The sequence below is a fragment of the Streptomyces sp. NPDC025793 genome, assembly GCF_055558375.1.
In genome coordinates this window covers 1-17,540 of the sequence record NZ_JBVHMR010000003.1, presented here as the reverse complement: position 1 = coordinate 17,540, position 17,540 = coordinate 1, and the positions used below count along the sequence as shown (strand labels likewise).

16 protein-coding genes are annotated in these 17,540 nt (G+C 74.0%); 10 read left to right on the top strand and 6 right to left on the bottom strand.

The features are described 5' to 3' along the window. Positions 1–19: 19 nt before the first annotated feature. From ACZ4MF_RS07475 to ACZ4MF_RS07460, 4 genes are all read right to left on the bottom strand, one after another. Positions 20–523, bottom strand: coding sequence for a roadblock/LC7 domain-containing protein (locus ACZ4MF_RS07475; protein ID WP_467490718.1), 504 nt, complete (start codon positions 521–523; stop codon positions 20–22). 46 nt (positions 524–569) lie between these two features. Then, complete coding sequence (locus ACZ4MF_RS07470) at positions 570–1,382, bottom strand: transcriptional regulator (protein WP_467490716.1); 813 nt, start codon at positions 1,380–1,382, stop codon at positions 570–572. Further along, a complete protein-coding gene (locus tag ACZ4MF_RS07465; RefSeq protein ID WP_356027279.1) occupies positions 1,379–1,774 on the bottom strand; it encodes a hypothetical protein in 396 nt (131 codons plus the stop codon). The genes ACZ4MF_RS07470 and ACZ4MF_RS07465 overlap by 4 nt, the downstream gene beginning before the upstream one ends. Positions 1,775–1,952: 178 nt before the next feature. After that, positions 1,953–3,341, bottom strand: a complete 1,389-nt coding sequence (locus ACZ4MF_RS07460) for a type III PLP-dependent enzyme domain-containing protein (protein ID WP_467491554.1) — start codon at positions 3,339–3,341, stop codon at positions 1,953–1,955. A 123-nt stretch (positions 3,342–3,464) separates the two neighbouring features. Here ACZ4MF_RS07460 and hutU point away from each other — a divergent pair, with 123 nt between their 5' ends. The 4 genes from hutU (at position 3,465) to hutI (ending at position 8,951) form a co-directional block, all read left to right on the top strand. Beyond that, positions 3,465–5,129: a urocanate hydratase gene (hutU, locus tag ACZ4MF_RS07455; RefSeq protein WP_071374642.1), complete on the top strand. Its 1,665-nt coding sequence runs from the start codon at positions 3,465–3,467 to the stop codon at positions 5,127–5,129. 89 nt (positions 5,130–5,218) lie between these two features. Then, positions 5,219–6,421 (top strand): allantoate amidohydrolase, encoded by a 1,203-nt coding sequence (locus tag ACZ4MF_RS07450; protein ID WP_467491553.1) that lies wholly within the window; start codon positions 5,219–5,221, stop codon positions 6,419–6,421. Beyond that, positions 6,418–7,755 (top strand): formimidoylglutamate deiminase, encoded by a 1,338-nt coding sequence (locus ACZ4MF_RS07445; RefSeq protein ID WP_467490713.1) that lies wholly within the window; start codon positions 6,418–6,420, stop codon positions 7,753–7,755. Before ACZ4MF_RS07450 ends, ACZ4MF_RS07445 begins: the two co-directional genes overlap by 4 nt. Before the next feature lie 20 nt (positions 7,756–7,775). Further along, positions 7,776–8,951 carry an imidazolonepropionase gene (gene hutI, locus ACZ4MF_RS07440; RefSeq protein WP_467490711.1) on the top strand — a complete coding sequence of 392 codons (1,176 nt, stop codon included), beginning with the start codon at positions 7,776–7,778 and terminating at the stop codon, positions 8,949–8,951. Positions 8,952–8,974: 23 nt separating this feature from the next. Here the strand turns inward: hutI and ACZ4MF_RS07435 are convergent, their stop codons facing one another. Together ACZ4MF_RS07435 and ACZ4MF_RS07430 are read right to left on the bottom strand one after the other, a co-directional pair. Continuing rightward, positions 8,975–10,504: a ricin-type beta-trefoil lectin domain protein gene (locus tag ACZ4MF_RS07435; RefSeq protein ID WP_467491552.1), complete on the bottom strand. Its 1,530-nt coding sequence runs from the start codon at positions 10,502–10,504 to the stop codon at positions 8,975–8,977. A gap of 359 nt (positions 10,505–10,863) precedes the next feature. After that, complete coding sequence (locus tag ACZ4MF_RS07430; protein ID WP_071374639.1) at positions 10,864–11,772, bottom strand: RNA polymerase sigma factor SigF; 909 nt, start codon at positions 11,770–11,772, stop codon at positions 10,864–10,866. A gap of 249 nt (positions 11,773–12,021) precedes the next feature. Between ACZ4MF_RS07430 and ACZ4MF_RS07425 the strand changes: the two genes are divergently transcribed. From ACZ4MF_RS07425 to ACZ4MF_RS07400, 6 genes are all read left to right on the top strand, one after another. Continuing rightward, positions 12,022–12,399 (top strand): STAS domain-containing protein, encoded by a 378-nt coding sequence (locus tag ACZ4MF_RS07425; protein ID WP_356027327.1) that lies wholly within the window; start codon positions 12,022–12,024, stop codon positions 12,397–12,399. A 269-nt stretch (positions 12,400–12,668) separates the two neighbouring features. After that, positions 12,669–13,262, top strand: coding sequence for an ATP-binding protein (locus tag ACZ4MF_RS07420; RefSeq protein ID WP_467490709.1), 594 nt, complete (start codon positions 12,669–12,671; stop codon positions 13,260–13,262). A 150-nt stretch (positions 13,263–13,412) separates the two neighbouring features. Beyond that, on the top strand, positions 13,413–14,126 hold the full coding sequence (locus tag ACZ4MF_RS07415) for an LPXTG cell wall anchor domain-containing protein (protein ID WP_362821494.1): 714 nt from the start codon (positions 13,413–13,415) through the stop codon (positions 14,124–14,126). Between the two features lie 50 nt (positions 14,127–14,176). Beyond that, the gene (locus tag ACZ4MF_RS07410) at positions 14,177–15,058 is read left to right on the top strand and encodes a hypothetical protein (RefSeq protein WP_467491551.1); all 882 of its coding nucleotides are present in this window, start codon (positions 14,177–14,179) and stop codon (positions 15,056–15,058) included. Further along, a complete protein-coding gene (locus ACZ4MF_RS07405; protein WP_467490707.1) occupies positions 15,055–16,167 on the top strand; it encodes a hypothetical protein in 1,113 nt (370 codons plus the stop codon). Before ACZ4MF_RS07410 ends, ACZ4MF_RS07405 begins: the two co-directional genes overlap by 4 nt. Continuing rightward, a complete protein-coding gene (locus ACZ4MF_RS07400; protein ID WP_467490705.1) occupies positions 16,164–17,441 on the top strand; it encodes a hypothetical protein in 1,278 nt (425 codons plus the stop codon). Before ACZ4MF_RS07405 ends, ACZ4MF_RS07400 begins: the two co-directional genes overlap by 4 nt. Positions 17,442–17,540 lie beyond the last annotated feature (99 nt).

The following is a 17,540-nucleotide window of genomic DNA, read 5'->3' as shown; positions in this document are numbered from 1 at the left end:
GTGAGTCCTCTCGGATCGTTCAACTGTCGGTTGCGGTGCGCACGTCGGCGCTCGCGGTGCGGGTCGTACGGGGGCGGGTCGGGGGTGCGGGGCTGACGGCGCCGAGCGCCCTGCGGGGCGGGCGGGCGGCCCGGGCGGTGGCTTCGGCGGCGTCGAGCAGCTCCCCGATCCGGGCGCCGGCCCGGCGGCCCTCCAGGTGCAGCCGCCCGACGTTGACCCGGCCCTCGGCGAGCAGGGTCAGCACGGCGGTGCCGCCCGCGGCGTAGGTGGCGACGTAGCCGCCCTCGCCGCGCACCAGCAGCTCGCGGAAGCCGCCGTGTCCCGTCGCGTCGCTGACCCGGAGGGCCACGCCGAGCGCGGCGGCGGTCAGCGCGGCCAGGCCCTCGGGGTCGACGCCGGGGGTGTCGTGGGCGACGACGAGTCCGTCGACGCCGGCCGCCAGGGCGCCGGTGAGCTGCGGCACCCGGGTACGCAGCCGGTGCAGCTCCTCCAGGACCGCCCGGAGGTCCTCCTCGGACACCATCAGCTCTCTCCTCTCGGCGGGGCGGTGCTCGGCGGGGCGGTGCCGTTCAAAGCGCCTCCAGCGCATCCCTGAGCCTCTTCAGCAGCGCGATGTCGGGGTCGGCGACCGGGGGTGGGTACGGCGGCACGGGGTCCGGGATCGCGGGCGGCACCGGCGCGAGCCGGCCGGCCGCCGCGAGCCGGCCGGCCGCCGCGAGCCGGCGCACGTCGACCAGCGTGTGGAAGGCCTGCCGGCCCAGGTTCCGGGCGATCCCGGTGGCCGTGCGGACGCCGTCCACGCGGTCCAGGACCGCCCGCTGCCGGGGCGTGAGCGGCGCGGGTGCCACCGGGTCGGCCCGGATCAGCGGGGCGCTGTCGGCGGCCGGGTCGGGCCACAGCCGGTGCAGCAGCAGCCGACGGCGCAGCGTCTCGCGTTCCAGCGCGACGACCGGCACCGAGGGCAGCGGCCCGAGCCGGGGGGCGTTGTCGTAGCGGAAGCGGCCCGGGGTGCTGCTCGGGGCCAGCGCGAAGTACCCGGCGTCGTACAGCGCGTCCAGGTGGCACAGCTCCAGCGCGCCGGCGGGCAACAGCCCCGATTCCAGCAGGAGTTCGACGGTCCGCGGCGGGCCCGTGGTGCGCGCGGCGGCCTGTTGCCAGGCACCGGCCGCGAGGGTGCCGTGGGCCGTGAGGAGCACGTCGAGGCCCGGGGAGAAGGGGCTCTCGGCGTGCACCACCCGGCCCTCGGCGAGGTGCAGGACGCCGTGCTCGCGCACCAGGACGCCGGTGGCGCGCTCCTCGGCCAGCCGGGTCAGCATCGGTGACAGGGCCCGGCCGGCCGCCTTGTCGCGCACCGGCAGCGGAGGTATGTGCGTCACGGTCATCCCAGCACCAGCCGGGCGGCCATCTCGCCGAGGCGGATCCGGGCGAGCGCGAGGTTGCCGTCCTCGCGGCCGAGCCACAGGTGCAGGAACACGCTGCTGTCGAAGGACGTGTCCACGAACCGCAGCAGGTGGTAGCTGTCGCGGTTGCTGACGATCACGTCCTCGACGGGTGGCCGCCCGTCGTCGGCGCCGTCACCGTGGAGGGCGAACGCGCCGTGCTCGGCGGCCATCCGGGCCAGCTCGGCGGCCTCGGCGGCGGTCGTTTCGTGATCGCCGCCGGGCGCCTCCCCGACCGTGCCGAGCGCCAGTCCGCTCGTCCAGTCCACGAGCGAGGCACCCCGCGCACCGGGCAACCGCATCGCTTCCAGCAGGCACTCGTCGATTCCGGGCACCGTGGCTCCCCTCCCGCCTGGGACTCCGGCTGAGTGACGCCGACACTACGCACCGTGCGCGCCGCGGGTGAGGCCTTTGGCATTTTCCAGTGGAACATGCGTCCGGCGTACTAGTGTGGGCCAACTGGCCTCTGTGACGCTGGAGTTGATCCAGTTGTGCGCGGGGGAGCGGCGTGCGTCAACGGCTCCCAGGCGCCCGCAGGATGGTGAGCGCGTCCGCGTGCGCCCCTCCGGACTCCGCCACCACCTCGGCGACGGTCTGCGGCTCCCGTACGACCGCGAAGGCGACGCCTCCCGCGCCGTCCGGTGCGAAGCCGTAGATGCCGGGCCGGGCAAGGGAGTTGTAGGCGTAGTGGTGGGCGAAGTAGTACGCGCCCGTGTCCAGCGCCGCCGCGTGGTCGCCCTGCTCCAGCGCGGGCATCGCGCGCCCCTCGGCGAGCAGGTCGCCCGAGAAGCAGGCCGGCCCGGCCACGTCCTGCACCACCTCCGGCCCCTGCTTGGGGCGCCCCTTGGCGTCGTAGGCGGCGATCCTGAGCGGCCACGCCTCGGGCGCGTACACCGTCCGCGTCGCCACCTGCACGCCCGCGTGCGTCACCGCGATCCGCCGTCCGCCCGCGCTCTTGGCGTACTCCACCCGCGCCACCACCGTCCCGTGCCGTGCCATGAGCGAGCGCCCGAACTCGGTCACCAGCCCGTAGCGCCCGTCGAACAGTCCCGGCACCTGATCGGCCAGCACGCGCGCGTACTGCGCGTACGTCGGCTCCGTCACCTCCGAGGCGAAGTCCACGGACAGCCCGCCGCCGACGTCGAGCGTGTCGACCTGCCGCCGGCCGGCGCGCGCGTTGATCTCCTCCGCGAGCGCGTACGTCTCCGCCACGCCCCGCGCCAGCAGCGGCAGCGGGATGCCCTGTGAGCCGGTGTGCGCGTGCAGCCGGGTCAGCCACGGCCGCGCCAGGAACGCCCGCACGACCCACTCGCGCGCCCCCTCGTCGCGCAGGGGCACCCCGAACTTGGAGGTCGCCGTCGCCGTGGACGTCGCCCGGATCGAGCCGCCGCCGAGCTGCGGATTGACCCTGAGGCCCAGCGGGGAGCGGGTGGACCCCGTGCGGACGAGTGCGTCCAGCCGGTCCAGCTCCTGCGGGTTGTCGGCGTTCACGGCGATGCCGAGGGCCAGTGCCTCGCGCAGCTCGGCCGGGGTCTTCGCGGGCGCGTCCAGCACTGTCCGCTCCGCCGGCACCCCGGCCGCCCGCGCCAGCGCCAGCTCGCCGGGGCTCGCCACCTCCGCGCCGAGCCCCGCCTCGTGCAGCAGCCGCAGCACCGGCACCAGCGGGGTGGCCTTCACCGCGAAGGCGTGCAGCACCGGCGTGCCGGGCGGTACGGCCGTGTCGAACGCCGCCCGCAGCGCCGCCGCCGACCGCCGGATCCCGGTCACGTCCAGCAGTCCCACCACGGCCGCGCCCGGACCGAGCAGCCCCTGCTCCACGGCCGCGCGCACCGCCTCGTCCCGCCGGGCGGCGCGCTCCCGCGCCTCGGTATCGACATCCCGCTCCACGGTGTCTCCCCTCAGGTCGGCCTCAGGTGCATCCAGCCAAACACCGACGACGTGCGAACGCGCTCCCCCCGATGTATTGACTAGGTCTATTCAGGAAGTCAGGATGTGAATAGACATAGCAACAGGAGGAGGCAGACGATGTCGGGACCCCGCCCCGTACGAGCCCCGCGCGGCACGGAACTCAGTGCCCTGGGATGGCAGCAGGAAGCCGCCCTGCGGATGCTCCAGAACAACCTCGACCCCGAGGTCGCCGAGCACCCCGACAAGCTCGTCGTCTACGGCGGCACCGGCAAGGCCGCCCGTGACTGGCGCTCCTTCGACGCGATGGTCCGCACCCTGAGGACCCTCAAGCAGGACGAGACCATGCTGGTCCAGTCCGGCCGCCCGGTCGGCGTCATGCAGACCCACGAGTGGGCCCCGCGCGTCCTCATCGCCAACTCCAACCTGGTCGGCGACTGGGCCAACTGGGAGGAGTTCCGCCGCCTGGAGGCCCTCGGCCTGACCATGTACGGCCAGATGACCGCCGGCTCCTGGATCTACATCGGCACCCAGGGCATCCTCCAGGGCACCTACGAGACCTTCGCCGCCGTCGCCGCGAAGAAGTTCGGCGGCACCCTCGCGGGCACGATCACCCTCACCGCCGGCCTCGGCGGCATGGGCGGCGCCCAGCCGCTCGCCGTGACCATGAACGACGGCGTCGCGATCTGCATCGACTGCGACCCGCGCGCCATCGAGCGCCGCATCGAGCACCGCTACCTCGACGTGAAGGCCGACTCGCTGGACCACGCCCTCCAGCTCGCCACCGAGGCCCGCGACGCCCGCCGCCCGCTCTCCGTCGGCGTCCTCGGCAACGCCGCCGAGCTGGTCCCGCAGCTGCTCGCGATGAACGCGCCGATCGACATCGTCACCGACCAGACCTCCGCCCACGACCCGCTGTCGTACCTGCCGGTGGGCGTCGCCTTCGAGGACATGGCCGACGCCGCCGCCAAGGACCCGGCCGGCTTCACCACGCGTGCGCGTGAGTCCATGGCGAAGCACGTCGAGGCCATGGTGGGCTTCATGGACGCAGGCGCCGAGGTCTTCGACTACGGCAACTCCATCCGCGGCGAGGCCCAACTCGCCGGGTACGACCGCGCGTTCGCCTTCCCCGGCTTCGTCCCCGCCTACATCCGCCCGCTGTTCTGCGAGGGCAAGGGCCCCTTCCGCTGGGCCGCGCTCTCCGGCGACCCGGCCGACATCGCCAAGACCGACAAGGCGATCCTGGAGCTGTTCCCGGAGAACGAGTCCCTGGCCCGCTGGATCACGATGGCCCGCGAGCGCGTCCACTTCCAGGGCCTGCCCGCGCGCATCTGCTGGCTCGGCTACGGCGAGCGCGACAAGGCCGGCGAGCGCTTCAACGACATGGTCGCCTCCGGCGAGCTGGCCGCCCCGCTGGCGATCGGCCGCGACCACCTGGACTGCGGCTCCGTGGCCTCGCCGTACCGCGAGACCGAGGCCATGCTCGACGGCTCCGACGCCATCGCCGACTGGCCGCTGCTGAACGCCATGGTGAACGTGGCCTCCGGTGCCTCCTGGGTCTCCATCCACCACGGTGGCGGCGTGGGCATGGGACGGTCCATCCACGCCGGGCAGGTCAGCGTGGCCGACGGCACGAAGCTCGCCGGCGAGAAGATCCGTCGCGTGCTCACCAACGACCCGGGCATGGGCGTCATCCGGCACGTGGACGCCGGGTACGACATCGCCGAGTCGGTCGCGGCCGAGCGGGGGGTCCGGGTGCCGATGCGTGAGGGTGACGGCGCGTGACCCAGCGCTCTGCCGCGCCCCGGCCGGTACGGGCCGACGGCACACCGTCCGTCGGCCCCGCCGGCCACCGCACGCCCTCCTTCCAGGAGATGTGGCGCGAGCTTCTCCCCGTCGGCCGGAACTCCGACTCCGGTGGCTACCGGCGGTACGCCTGGACCGGGGCCGATGCCGAGTGCCGGGCCTGGTTCAAGGAGCAGGCCGAGACGCGCGGGCTGGCCTACGAGGTCGACCGGAACGGGAACCAGTGGGCCTGGCTCGGTGACCCGGCGGCCGGGGACGCCGTCGTCACCGGGTCGCATCTCGACTCCGTGCCGGACGGCGGGGCCTTCGACGGGCCCCTCGGGGTCGTGTCCTCCTTCGCCGCGCTCGATGAACTGCGCGGCCGGGGCGTGCGGTTCGGCAAGCCCCTGGCCATCGTCAACTTCGGCGACGAGGAGGGCGCCCGGTTCGGGCTCGCCTGCGTCGGGTCGCGGCTCACCGCCGGGCAGCTGACCGTCGAGCAGGCGCACCTGCTGGCCGACGCGGACGGGGTCACGCTCCCGCGCGCCATGGAGGCCGCGGGGTACGACCCCGACGCCATCGGGGCCGACCCCGAGCGGCTGGCCCGGATCGGCGCCTTCGTCGAGCTGCACGTCGAGCAGGGCCGGGCGCTGGACCTGTCCGGGGACCAGGTGGGCATCGCCAGTGCCATCTGGCCGCACGGACGCTGGCGGTTCGACTTCCGGGGCGAGGCCAACCACGCCGGCACCACCCGGCTGGTGGACCGGCGCGACCCGATGCTGTCCTACGCCGAGACCGTGCTCGCCGCCCGCCGGGAGGCCGCGCTCGCCGGTGCCGTGGCCACCTTCGGGAAGATCTCCGTCGAGCCCAACGGGGTCAACGCCATCCCCTCCCTCGTGCGCGGCTGGCTCGACTCCCGCGCCGCCGACCAGGACACCCTGGACACGGTGGTCGGCGGCATCGAGAAGGCGGCCCGGGAGTACGCGGACGCCCACGGCATCGACCTCGACGTCGTCCGGGAGTCCTTCACCCCCGTCGTCGAGTTCGACCACGCCCTGCGCGACGAACTCGGCCGCATCCTGGGCAAGGACACCGGCCTGACCGTCCCCGTCCTCGGGACCGGGGCCGGACACGACGCCGGAATCCTCTCCGGGAGCATTCCGACCGCCATGCTGTTCGTGCGCAACCCCACCGGGGTCTCCCACTCCCCGGCCGAGTCCGCCGCCGAGGACGACTGCCTGGCCGGGGTGCACGCGCTCGCCGACGTACTGGAAGGGCTGGCCCGCACGTGACCAAGGCGACCTACTGGCTGGAGCACGCCTGGCTCGACACCACCGTCGAGCCGGGCGTCGCCCTGGACGTGGAAGACGGGCGGATCAGCGCCGTCCGCACCGGTGTCACCGCCCCGCCGCCCGGCGCCGAGGTGCTGCGCGGCCTGACCCTGCCCGGCCTGGCCAACGCCCACAGCCACGCCTTCCACCGGGCGCTGCGCGGCACCGTCCAGGTCGGCAGCGGCACCTTCTGGACCTGGCGCGAGGTGATGTACTCCGTCGCCGACCGGCTCAGCCCGGAGACCTACCACGCGCTCGCCCGCGCGGTGTACGCCGAGATGGCCCTCGCCGGCATCACGGCCGTCGGCGAGTTCCACTACGTGCACCACGCGCCCGGCGGCACCCCCTACGCGGACCCCAACGCCATGGGCGAGGCGCTGATCGGGGCCGCCGCCGAGGCCGGCATCCGGATCACCCTCCTCGACACCTGCTATCTCTCCGCCGGATTCGGCGAGGCCCCCAACGCCCACCAACTGCGGTTCTCCGACGGCAGCGCGGAGGCCTGGGCCGAACGCTGTGCAGTTCTCAAGGAACGGGATCACGCACGGATCGGGGCGGCGATCCACTCCGTACGGGCCGTGCCCGCCGCCCAGTTGGCGACCGTGGGCCGATGGGCCGAGGAACGGCGGGCCCCGCTGCACGTGCACCTGTCGGAGCAGACCGCCGAGAACGACGCCTGCCAGGCCGCCCACGGCTGCACGCCCACCCGGCTGCTCGCCGACCACGGTGTCCTCGGGCCGCGCACCACCGGGGTGCACAACACCCACCTCACGGACGAGGACATCGCCCTGCTCGGCGGCTCGGGCACCGGCACCTGCATGTGCCCGACGACCGAGCGCGACCTCGCCGACGGCATCGGCCCGGCCGTCGCCCTCCAGCGGGCCGGATCCCCGCTCTCGCTCGGCTCCGACAGCCACGCCGTCATCGACCTGCTCGAAGAGGCGCGCGCGATGGAGCTGAACGAGCGGCTGCGCACCCGCACCCGGGGCCACTGGACCGCGAACTCCCTGCTGCGGGCCGCCACCGCCGACGGCCACGCCGCCCTCGGCTGGGACGAGGCCGGCACGCTGGAGGCGGGCGCTCTCGCCGACTTCACGACGATCGCCCTCGACTCGGTCAGGACAGCGGGTCCGCTGCCCCGACTGGGCGCCGAGACGGCCGTATTCGCGGCGACCGGGGCGGACGTACGGCACACGGTCGTGGGCGGGCGGCAGGTCGTACGCGACGGGGCGCACACGCTCGTACCCGACGTGCCGCAGGCCCTCGCGCGGGCAGTCGAAGCCCTCCGCTCCTGACCACCACCCACGAGGACACCATGAGCAGCAGCACCGTCATCACCAACATCGCCACGCTGGTCACCAACGACCCCTCCCTCGGTGACGGCTCCCCTCTCGGTCTGATCCAGGACGCGGCCGTCGTCTTCGACGGCGACCGCGTCGCGTGGACCGGTGAATCCAGCAAAGCACCCGCCACTGACAACCGGGTCGACGCGGGCGGCCGGGCGGTGCTGCCGGGCTTCGTGGACTCCCACTCCCACCTGGTCTTCGCGGGCGACCGCACCCAGGAGTTCAACGCCCGTATGTCCGGCCGCTCCTACACGGCGGGCGGCATCCGCACCACGGTCGCGGCCACCCGCGCCGCGAGCGACGCGGACCTGGAGGCGAATCTGACCCACCACCTGGCGGAGGCGCTCCGTCAGGGCACCACCACCTTCGAGACGAAGTCGGGCTACGGCCTCACGGTCGAGGACGAGTCCCGCGCCCTGCGCATCGCCGCGCGCCACACCGACGAGGTGACGTACCTCGGCGCGCACATCGTCTCCCCCGACTACGCCGACGACCCGGCCGCCTATGTCGCCCTGGTCACCGGCGAGATGCTGGACGCCTGCGCCCCGCACGCCCGCTGGATCGACGTGTTCTGCGAGAAGGGGGCCTTCGACGGCGACCAGGCCCGCGCGATCCTCACCGCCGGCAGGGCGAAGGGCCTGCACCCCCGCATCCACGCCAACCAGCTCTCCTACGGCCCCGGCGTCCAGCTCGCCGTCGAACTCGACGCGGCCAGCGCCGACCACTGCACGCACCTGACCGACGAGGACGTCGACGCCCTCGCGAACAGCGCCACGGTCGCCACCCTCCTGCCCGGCGCCGAGTTCTCCACCCGCGCCGAGTGGCCGGACGCCCGCCGCCTGCTGGACGCGGGCGTGACGGTCGCCCTGTCCACGGACTGCAACCCGGGCTCGTCCTTCACCTCCTCCGTCCCCTTCTGCATCGCCCTGGCCGTGCGCGACATGCGGATGACCCCGGACGAGGCGGTCTGGTCGGCCACGGCGGGCGGTGCGGCGGCCCTGCGCCGCACCGACATCGGCCGCCTCACCCCGGGCGCCCGCGCCGACCTGACCCTCCTGGACGCGCCGAGCCACGTCCACCTCGCCTACCGGCCGGGCGTGCCCCTGGTCAGCGGGGTGTGGCGGCGGGGGGAGCGGGTGGTCTGAACGGCCCGCGCCGTTCGCGGAGTTCAGGCAGCCCCTGCCCGCCAGCGCTGCTCGTCGCCCCCGTCCAGCGGGTTCAGGGAGACGTCGTGGCGGCCGTCGGGGGTCACCGCCGTGTCCGGGGCGATGGCCGGGCGGATCGTGCCGTCGGGGGTGACGGTGAAACGGAGGTTGGCGCCGTTGCGGCCCTGGACCGAGTCGCAGGTCCAGACGCCGACGCCCCGGTCGGTCGCGCCCCGGCTGTCCAGGCAGAACGAGTCGTCGGCCGCCGAACGGACCACACCCAGGCGGGTGTCCACGCGCCAGCGCTGGGTCGGGGAGTCGGAACAGGGGGCCGTGACGACGTCGTTGCCCTGCTCCGGGTCGCCGTCGCGGATGTCCAGACAGCGGCCCGTGGCGAGGTTCACCACCTGGGCGTACGACGTTCCCGGGGGTGTGGACGAGGGCGTGGGGCGCGGTGTGGGTGCCGGTGCCGGTGTGGTCGGGCCAAGGGAAGTCCCACTGGGGGAGGGGGAGTGCGAGGAGCCTGACGGGGACGCGGACGCGGACGGGCGCGGGGGCACCGAGACCGTCGCCGTCGCCGTCACCGGGGGAGGGGGCGGGGTCGCCGACACCGGTTCCCGCTCCCGGGTGCGGTCCGGGGTGAGCAGGAAGACCAGGAGCGGGATCAGGGCCACGCCCAGGGCCGCCGAGGTCAGCAGGGCGCGGCGCCCGGCGGGCCACGTCGCTCCCGGCCGGGCGGCGGGCGGGCCGGCGGTGGCCGGTGGCTCCTCGGTGCGCAGGTACGCCGCGCCGTTCCAGGGCAGCAGGCCCTCCGCCAGGGTCGGCCGGGGTGCGTCCCGCAGGGCCCGCAGGTCCTCGTAGGCGGCCGTGCAGTGCGGGCAGCGCGCCCTGTGGGCGTCCAGGTCGGCGCTGTGGCGCGGGCCGTCCGGCCGTACCGCCTCCTCGATCAGCCGGCGGAAGTCGGCGCAGCGAGGGTCGTCGGAGGCGGCCAGGCGCAGGCGCAGGCAGGCCCGGGACAGGGAGGTGAGGGCCTGCGGGGTGCCGTACGTCACGTCCGTGCGGCTCAGGCCGAGGAAGGCGGCGGTGCGCTCCTGCGGCTCCTGTTCCAGTACGCCGTACCAGAGCAGGCCCTGGGTGCGGGAGGGCAGCGAGCGGAACGCCGGGAGGAGGGGCGGCACGGGGCCGTCGGGCAGGCCGGACGCGTTCCGCACGAGCAGCAGGCCGGGATCGACTCCCGTGGAGCGCTCGTCGCGCGCCCAGGCCGTCGCCAGCCGGGCGGTCAGCAGCAGGAGGCGGTGGCGCAGCGGGACGGCCGGGTCGACGCCGCGCGCCGTTTCGCGGGCCGCCGTGGTGAAGGTCTCGGCCGCCAGCCGGCGGGCGGCGGACTCGCTCGCCGCGCACAGCCGGGCGTAGGCGAGGACCGCCGGGTGGTGCCGTCGGCGCAGTTCCTGCAACGCGGGGTACGCCGTGGGGATGGGTGTGCGGAGGAGCTCGGCGAGGCGCGAGTCCGGCGCGTCCGCCAAGCCGCTCTCCGATGTGTCCCCTGCCGGCATGCCTCGTTCCGGCGCGCCGCCTTCCGGTACGGCCCCGTCCGCCCCGGCCCCGTCCGCCCCGGCGTCGTCCCCCTGAGCCATCGTCCCGCCTCCTCGCGACGCCGGGCGGCCGCGCAGCCCGGGCCCCCGTCCGACCTACCGGCCGGTTTGTGGGCCCATGGTGGTGGAGGGTGCCGGGCGGGAAAAGAGGTTTCCCGGGGTAACCGGATAACGGTTGGGGGCACATGCGTCAGCCGGCCCGCACATGCGTCACCCGCCCGCACACGCCGCAGCGGCCCGGTGCCGGTGCGGGCCGGCGGCCGGGCCGTCGCTGCGGCGGTGTCACCTCGGAACGGCGTCGCGGGGTCGCGGGGCGGAGCTCACTCCTCCACCGTCAGCCCCTTGCGCAGGCGCACCAGTGTGCGGGAGAGCAGCCGGGACACATGCATCTGGGAGATGCCGAGTTCGTCACCGATCTCCGACTGGGTCATGTTCGCCACGAAGCGCAGCGAGAGGATCTTCCGGTCCCGGGACGGGAGTTCGGCGATCAGCGGCTTGAGGGACTCGACGTACTCGATGCCCTCCAGCCCGTGGTCCTCGTACCCGATCCGGTCCGCCAGCGCGCCCTCGGTCTCGTCCTCCTCGGGCTGGGCGTCCAGCGAGGAGGCGGTGTAGGCGTTCGAGGCGGCCATGCCCTCGACGACCTCGTCCTCGCTCAGGCCGAGCCGCTCGGCCAGCTCGGCGACCGTGGGGGAGCGGTCCAGCTTCTGGGCCAGCTCGTCCCCGGCCTTGGCCAGGTCGAGGCGGAGTTCCTGAAGCCTGCGCGGGACGCGCACGGACCATGACGTGTCACGGAAGAACCGCTTGATCTCGCCGATGATCGTCGGCATCGCGAAGGTGGGGAACTCCACCCCGCGCGACAGCTCGAAGCGGTCGATCGCCTTGATCAGGCCGATCGTGCCGACCTGGATGATGTCCTCCATCGGCTCGCTGCGGGAGCGGAAGCGCGAGGCCGAGAACTTGACGAGTGCGAGATTCAGCTCGACGAGAGTGTTGCGGACGTACGCGTACTCGTGCGTCCCTTCCTCCAGCGTCGCGAGACGCTCGAAGAGGGTCTTGGACAGGGCCCGCGCGTCGACCGGGCCGATCTCGTCGTACGGCGGGATCTCCGGGAGTCCCTCGACGGGGTCGAGGGGGTCGATGGTCCGATCCAGCTGTTCCGGTGGGGGTGTCGACGTCGCGGACTGGGTATGCGATGCGTCGAGCCGGGGTGACATGGTGTCCTCCATCGTTCTCGGCGTATGGCTGCCGATGCCAATGCGTGCACTGCGGAGTGCGGCGCCTCCAAAGCCGACGTGGGCCGTCGCGGCCCGGTGGGGTTTGTGTCCTTACTAGCCCTACCGGCTTCCGTGAGGCGATCGCAAGTGCGTTCCGTTCGCATATGTCCGAATATGTGAGGTTGTTCAGGTGTCGGAGTGCGTTCGGAAGGCGTAATGTTCGAGGGCATCAGCGGCCACGACCTCGGGAGAGAGAACGGCATGGACCACGGGATGGTCGGCAGCGCACAGTCGGGCCGGCTCCTGGTGGAGGTGCGGGAAGAGGGCTCCAGTGCCGTCGTCCAGCCGGCGGGTGAGCTTGACCACCACACCGCCGATCTGCTGCGCGAGCCCCTCGACCACCTTCTGGCCAAGGGCTTCTCGCGCCTCGTCGTGGACTGCACGCGCCTGGAGTTCTGCGACTCCACGGGCCTGAACGTCCTGCTCGGCGCCCGGCTGAAGGCCGAGGCCGCCGGCGGCGGGGTCCATCTGGCGGGGATGCAGCCGGTGGTGGCCCGCGTGTTCGAGATCACAGGAGCCGAAGCGGTCTTCACCGTGCACGACTCCGTGGCCGCGGCCCTGGCGCCCGGCGCCGACTGAGTCCGCCCGGCCCCGCTCGCCCCGTCCTTCGCGCCCTGCCCGCGCTCCCGCCCGCCGCTCCGTCGGACGGCGTTCGTGTCCCGCGCCCCCCTTGTGACGAAATCGGGGGGTGTTCCGCCGGATCGGTCGGGCAGGAGAGGGCAGGAGGGGGCGGGAGTGGACACGGGAGTGGGCAGAAGTAAGCAGGAGTGGGCAGGTGGCGGCCGGTCGGTGCGGACCGCTGTCGGCCTTTGAAACGTGAACTGGTGGATCGGTGAGGTGAAGCGCTGATGAGCACCACCCGGCCTTGCTCGCCGGGCGACCGCGGCCCGGAGTCCAGCGGCGCTTCCGGGGCGTCCGAGGAGGGTGCGCCGGGCACGGGCGCGCCCATGGAGGCGGCGGCCGCGGGCATGCCCGTGCGGGCGGAGACGGACGCGCAGGCCGGGGACGCCGGCGGTACGCAGGGCGTCGGCGGGCGGCAGACCCGCAGGCTGACCCTGGAGGGCGAGAGCGGGGTCGTCCCGCTCGCCCGCGACTTCGCGCGCCAGGCGCTGTACGCGTGGGGCTGGCTGCCCGCCGCCACCGCCGACCAGCGCGCCGCCGCCGAGGACGTGCTGCTCGTCGTCTCCGAACTGGTCACCAACGCCTGCCTGCACGCCGAGGGCCCCGACGAACTCGTCCTCGTCCGTGACGACAAGGTGATCCGGCTGGAGGTCTCCGACCGCGGCACCGGCCAGCCGGCCCCGCGCACCCCGCACCGGGCCGGCCGCCCGGGTGGCCACGGGATGTTCATCGTGCAGCGGCTCTGCCTGGACTGGGGGGTCGTCCGGGCCCCGGGGCGGGCGGGCAAGACGGTGTGGGCGGAGCTGGGCGCCCCGCTGTGAGCGCCGTCGGGCTGCCGCAGCTCCTGAGCTCGCCGCCCGCGGACCGTCTTCGTCACGAATCCTCCCCCGTACCGTCTCTTCCTTCCTCACGCGCCCCGGCGTACCTTGACGGCCCATCTGATGAACCGTCAGGAATGGGGTGGGCCGATCGTGTCGTACCCGAAACGAACCGCCGCGCTCGCGTCCGCCGCGACCCTCGCCGGGTCGGTGCTGCTGCTGGCGGCGCCCGCGGCGCATGCCGATGTCGTCGACGTCAACTACCGCTGCCAGACGCCGATCGGGGTCAAGAGCGCCGTCTCGCCCATCAGCATGACGGGCGTCAAGAGCGGCGCCAACTACAAGATCACGATGTCCTGGCAGAAGGGTGTCTCCTCCAGCCCGGTCGAGCTGGGCAAGGGGGCGATGACCCCGAGCGCCACCATCCGGCTGGGCGGCGCCGACAGCGGCTCGCTCCCGGTCAGCGGGCCCCCCAACGCGGCCGCGATCCCCGCCAACACGCCCATCAAGATCAGTGACTTGAGCGGGACGTACACCCCGAACAAGACCGGCAAGGTCACCTTCACACCGGGCACGCTCACCATCAAGGCGCTCGGTACGACGACGACCTGTACGCCGACCAACAGCCCGGGGCCGGGCCTGACCCTGGACGTGACGGCGGCCGGCGGTTCCTCCTCCTCGGGCGGCTCGTCCTCCGCGGGGTCGTCCTCGTCGGCCTCGGGCGGCACCTCCGCCGCCGGACAGCTCCCGCAGACCGGCCCCGAGGACTCGGCGGTCGCCCTCGGCACGCTCGGCGCGACGGTGTTCCTCGCCGGCGCGGCCGGTGCGCTGTGGCTGACCCGCCGCGGGCAGTCCGTACGCCGCTGACCCCGGTCGAGCCGTACGCCGCCGCCCCCTGGCCACCGCTGGAGCCGCCCATGCCGTCCGCCGCCCGCGCCCTGACCCGCCCCCTGCCCCTGGCCGCCTGTCTGCTCCTCGCCGTGCTGGGCGCGGCGCCGCCCGCCGCAGCCGCGGACCCGGGCTGGTCCGTCGCACCCGTCGGCGGCGGCCGGCCGTCCTTCTACGCCGAAGGCCCGCCCGGTACCGTCCTCCAGGACGCGGTGTCCGTCACCAACTCCGGGCGCGCGCCGCTCGCCGTCCGGTTCTCCGGCACCGGCCTGCGGACCGTGTTCGCCCGGCCGTCGCTGCGGGTCCCCGCCCGCACCCGCGCCGAGGTGCCCTTCACGGTGACCGTCCCGGCCGGCGACGCACCCGGAGTCCGCTCCGGCGCCGTCGTCGTACGGGACACGAAGGGACGCACCGTGAGCGTGCCGGTCCGGCTCCGGGTGGGCGGTCCGGCGCTCGCCGCGCTGACCGTCGAACACCTCGCCGTGCACGCCCACAGCATCACGTACGACCTGGTCAACCGGGGTACAACCGTGCTCGCGCCGACCCTCGCGGTGCGCGCGGACGGCGTGTTCGGCCTGGTGCTGGACCGCGCCCCGCGCGCCCTTGCGCTCCGGGTGCGCCCCGGCGCCCGGGTGCGGCTCACCGAGCCCTGGCCCGACCGGCCCGCGCTGGACGCCGTCGACGTACGGCTGACGGTCACGGCGCCGGGCGGCGCGCGCGACACGGCGGCCGCGTCGGCCCGGTTCGTGCCGTGGGCGCCGTCGGCGGGGGCGGGCGGTGTCGTCCTGGCCGGGGCGGGCGCGCTGTTCGCCGTACGCCGCCGACGGGGCCGCGCACCGGCGGACGTCCCGCAGGGGTCTGCCGAACTCCCGTGTCCTGACCTTGAGTTGACGGAAGGCGCGGTGAAGTGAGCGGACATGTGGGGCGTGCGCGGCGGCCGGTGGGCGCGACGGTGCTCGCGCTGCTTCTGTTCTGCGCGGCCCTCCCCCTCGCCGCCCCGGCGCACGCGGCGGACGGCCCGACCGTGAAACTGTCCACGACCCAGGCCGGCACCGGCGGCTCGGTCACCGCGAGCGGTACGGGCTGGCGGCCGAACACGCTGCTGATGCTGCTGGTGTGTGGTCGCGCCACACCCGCCCGGGGCGTGATCGGCGGCACCAACTCCTGTGCCAACGGCGACGGCCGAGCCGTGACCACCGACGCGCAGGGCGCCTTCAGCAAGGGACTCCCGGTCGCCGAACCGCCCGTGCCCTGCCCCTGTGTGGTGCACGTGGCCACGGTCACCGGGGCGCAGGCGACGGCGGACGCGGCCTTGGAGGTCGCCGGGCATCCGGTCGCCCCGCTGCCCGCCGAGCCGTCCGGCGGTCGGCTGGCGATCCTGTCGGACACCCGGCTGACCGGTTCGAGCGGCCTGCTGACCTGGTTCGGGGCGCCGCCGAGCCGCAGCCTGGTCTTCACGATCGGCAACACCGGCACGAGCGCGATCAAGGACCCGGTGTTCCAGGTCGGCTCCGCGCACGGCGTCTTCGCGCCGCAGTGGGACGACCGGCAGTGGCAGGGCACTCTGGCGCCCGGTAAGAAGGCGCAGGTCAAGCTGCCCGTCGAGCTGACGGCCGGGGCCCACGGCGACTACACCGTGTCCCTGAAGTACGACGGCAAGGTGCTCGCCGAGCAGCCGTGGGGCGTGGGCCGGCCCTGGGGCGTGACCCTGTTCTGGCTGCTGCTCTGCCTCGTGGTCCCGGCCGCGCTGTTCCGGATCGGCATGGCCGTCGTGGACCGGGTACGGCCCCCTCGCCCCGGCGGCGCCCACCGCACCCGCGGCGTGCGTCTGCCCGCCCTGCGCCTGCCGCTGCCCCGCTCCCGGACCGGCTCCGGCTCCGAAGATCCGCCCCCCTCGACCCCGACCCTGCCGTGGTTCGCCCCGGACTCCGTCCCGGGCGGCCCGGCCGGCCGGCTCTCCGCACCGCACACCGACAGCCCGACGAGTCCTACGACTCCCACCACGAAGGGACCCACGTGAGCAACAGAAGGAGAGGTACGGCCGCGGGCGCCGCGCTGGCGCTGTGCGGTGCGGGCGTCCTGCTCGGCTTCGCCGCGACCCCCGCACAGGCGGCCGAGGTGTCGTTCGCCACCCACTGCGTGCCGCCCGCGGGGATCACCCCCGTCGACGGCACCACCAAGGTCGAGATCACCGCACCGGCGACCGCGAAGGTCGGCGACACGGTGGACGTCGTGTGGAAGTTCGTCCAGGCCGCGTCGAAGAACCCGAACATCATCGACCTGCCCGCGAACTCGGTCCAGCCGTCCGGGGTGCTGAAGGCGGCCGGCGCGCAGAGCGCCGACATCGCCATGCAGGGCCCGCGGCAGAACCCGGCGATCCCCAAGGGCGGCGACATGGTGCTGTCCGACATGAAGGGCAGCCTGAAACTGACGACGGCCGGCGAGGTGACGCTGACGCCGGACGCGTACACCGTCAACGCGATGTCGACCGACACCAAGTGCACGCCCAAGGAGACCGTCCAGAAGGCGGCGACGATCCAGGTGACGGGCGCCGGTGGCGGCACACCCACCACGACGCCGACGACCACCCCGACGACCACGCCGACGGCCACCCCGACCCCGTCGGGCACGCCCACGGCCACGTCCACCGGCGGCGGCGGTCAGACCGACTTCACCGGCAAGGAGGTGCAGATCCCGTACGCCTGCAAGACCCCGATCGGCGACAAGAGCGCGACCTCGCCGGTGCAGATCAACGCCAGGAAGAACGGCGGGAACTTCGACCTCACCGTGCAGTTCAAGAAGTCCGTGATGAACAGCCCCGCCGACATCCCGGCGAACTCCGTGAAGCCGTCCATGGAGGTGGTGCTGGGCGGCGCGGACAAGGGCACGGTGCATGTGGAGGGGCCGATGAACGCCGGCCCAATCAAGTCCGGCGACCCGATCACCATCCCGGACCTCACCGGCACCTACAAACCGGGCGCGAGCGGCAGTTCGACGCTGTCCCCCGGCGTGCTCACGGTCAAGGCGCTCGGTACGACCACGACCTGCACGCCGACGAAGACCGAGGTCTCGCTCACCCTGGACACCAGCCAGCAGCCGGGCGGCGCGTCCGGCGGCACGTCCACCGGCGGCGGCACGAGCGGCACCACCGGCTCCGGCGGCGGCTCCGGCGGCCTCGCCGACACCGGCGCGAGCGACCACGGCGCCCTGAAGGCACTGGGCCTGGTGGCCGGCACGGCGATCCTGCTGGGCGGCGCGGTGTTCACGTTCATGCCGGGACGCAGGACGCGATAAACCCCTAGTACTGCAACCGCATCTGGGGTGACGATCAACGTCGCCTGTCGTTGATGTGACTGTGTGCTGATGTGCTGACGGTCGAGCAAATTGAGTCGT

Excerpts from the sequence above, each read along its gene's own strand:
- ACZ4MF_RS07475 (WP_467490718.1), bottom strand. The coding sequence starts at position 523 with ATGGTGTCCGAGGAGGACCTCCGGGCGGTCCTGGAGGAGCTGCACCGG.
- ACZ4MF_RS07470 (WP_467490716.1), bottom strand. The coding sequence starts at position 1,382 with ATGACCGTGACGCACATACCTCCGCTGCCGGTGCGCGACAAGGCGGCC.
- hutU (WP_071374642.1), top strand. The coding sequence starts at position 3,465 with ATGTCGGGACCCCGCCCCGTACGAGCCCCGCGCGGCACGGAACTCAGT.
- ACZ4MF_RS07450 (WP_467491553.1), top strand. The coding sequence starts at position 5,219 with ATGTGGCGCGAGCTTCTCCCCGTCGGCCGGAACTCCGACTCCGGTGGC.
- hutI (WP_467490711.1), top strand. The coding sequence starts at position 7,776 with ATGAGCAGCAGCACCGTCATCACCAACATCGCCACGCTGGTCACCAAC.
- ACZ4MF_RS07435 (WP_467491552.1), bottom strand. The coding sequence starts at position 10,504 with ATGCCGGCAGGGGACACATCGGAGAGCGGCTTGGCGGACGCGCCGGAC.
- ACZ4MF_RS07430 (WP_071374639.1), bottom strand. The coding sequence starts at position 11,772 with ATGGAGGACACCATGTCACCCCGGCTCGACGCATCGCATACCCAGTCC.
- ACZ4MF_RS07425 (WP_356027327.1), top strand. The coding sequence starts at position 12,022 with ATGGACCACGGGATGGTCGGCAGCGCACAGTCGGGCCGGCTCCTGGTG.
- ACZ4MF_RS07420 (WP_467490709.1), top strand. The coding sequence starts at position 12,669 with ATGAGCACCACCCGGCCTTGCTCGCCGGGCGACCGCGGCCCGGAGTCC.
- ACZ4MF_RS07410 (WP_467491551.1), top strand. The coding sequence starts at position 14,177 with ATGCCGTCCGCCGCCCGCGCCCTGACCCGCCCCCTGCCCCTGGCCGCC.